The organism is Oleiphilus sp. HI0061, assembly GCF_001635675.1.
The window spans coordinates 1-1,049 of record NZ_LWFE01000650.1; the positions used below are offsets into that span (position 1 = coordinate 1).

General features: G+C 43.9%; 2 protein-coding genes. Both read left to right on the plus strand.

The features are described 5' to 3' along the window. Position 1: 1 nt before the first annotated feature. Positions 2–415: a F0F1 ATP synthase subunit epsilon gene (locus A3735_RS08240; protein WP_082885839.1), complete on the plus strand. Its 414-nt coding sequence runs from the start codon at positions 2–4 to the stop codon at positions 413–415. A 120-nt stretch (positions 416–535) separates the two neighbouring features. Next, positions 536–1,049: NTP transferase domain-containing protein (locus A3735_RS08245; RefSeq protein ID WP_197485767.1), on the plus strand; the 514-nt coding region annotated here is incomplete at its 3' end.

Sequence of the window (1,049 nt, forward strand, 5' to 3'; positions counted from 1 at the left end):
TATTAGCGTGCATTGCGATATCGTAAGTGCTGAAGAGCAAATTTATTCGGGTCTTGTTGAGCTAGTTGTTGCAGCTGGCGAAATGGGTGACTTGGGTATTGCTCCAGGCCATGCTCCACTAATGACGAAGTTGAATCCTGGTCCTGTTCGCGTTATCAAACAAGGCGGCGAAGAGGAAGTTTTCTACGTATCCGGCGGATACATGGAAGTTCAACCAAGCTTAGTAACTGTGCTAGCAGATAGTGCAGAGCGAGCTCACGACGTTGATGAAGCAGCAGCTCTGGAAGCTAAGAAAGAAGCAGAAAGAGAGCTGGCGAATCAGAGCGGCGATTTTGATTACTCTCGAGCAGCATCTCAACTAGCTGAAGCATCAGCGCGACTACGCGTGATTCAGCGAATGAGAAATAAGCATTAATGAGCAGTAATTCGTAAAATAAAGAAAAAAGGCAGCTATTTAGCTGCCTTTTTTCTTTTATGTCATATGGAGTGTCTATAATCAAACGATTGTAGTAGAAAAAGTTTAGGAAAAACGATTATGAGTTTACATGTGGTTATCCTTGCAGCTGGGCAAGGTTCTCGAATGAAGTCTAAATTACCAAAAGTTTTGCACCCTGTAGCGGGAAAGCCAATGCTACAGCATGTGTTGGATACAGCGAATAAGTTAGATGCTGAAGGTATACATATTGTTATCGGTCACGGTGCTGATCAGGTAAAAGACACAATTAAAGAAGATGTAAACTGGTGCTTACAAGCTGAGCAGCTAGGTACGGGCCATGCGGTAGCACAAGCAATCGACCACATTCCAGAAGACGCGCAAGTACTAATACTATACGGAGACGTGCCCTTAACCAGTCAGGCAACATTGTCTCAATTAACGGCTTTAGTTAATGAGAAGCAGCTTGGCTTATTGACAGTCGACCTTGAAAACCCAACGGGCTATGGTCGAATCGTTCGGAACGCAGATGGCGATATTGAAGCCATCGTAGAACAAAAAGATGCTTCAGAAGAAGAATTAATGATTCCGGAAGTTAATACCGGAATACTTGCTC